The 496-nt window shown below is 54.4% G+C and carries 1 protein-coding gene; it reads right to left on the reverse strand.

Annotation, left to right across the window (positions count from 1 at the left end; all coding sequences use genetic code 11):
* Positions 1-496 (reverse strand): virulence-associated E family protein (locus LIZ87_RS22130; protein WP_227149235.1); only part of this gene is annotated, 496 nt, incomplete at both ends.

The raw sequence follows: 496 nt of genomic DNA on the forward strand, positions 1-496 counted from the left end.
AGTCCGTTGCCGGGTTTTCACGCTCCCAGCCCTTTTGTCTGCCATATTCGGAAAACATTCTTGGGTTCGGGAAATACCGCCAGCCGGAAATGCACTGGTTCATTATCTCGTTGATTTCCCGGATTTCCCATTGCTTCGGCTCGTCAAAGGCATGGTTCAAGGCTTCCTTGTAGAGCTGCTTGGAACAGACCATGCTCCCGGTGTACTTATCAAGATACGCCTGTATCATCCCGGCTTTGGTGTCCTCCGGCATAAAATCCCGCTGGTGTTCTTTGAGATACCGCTGCATGGCGGGGCTGAAAGCCAGCTTGAACCTGCCGCTTCGGTAAATCTCCATCGCTTCCGCCCACATCTGCCCGATATAGGCTCTGGAAGCGGATTCCTCCTCCAAAATGTGAACCTCGGCTTGCTCCGGGTACACCATGACGGGGATAAAGCGGCGGTTGCCGGAACGGTCAAGGGGCAGGAAGTCAAGGGCATTGGAAGTGCCGCCAAA

The sequence above is a fragment of the Lacrimispora sp. 210928-DFI.3.58 genome, assembly GCF_020554865.1.
Classification (GTDB): Bacteria; Bacillota; Clostridia; order Lachnospirales; family Lachnospiraceae; genus Enterocloster.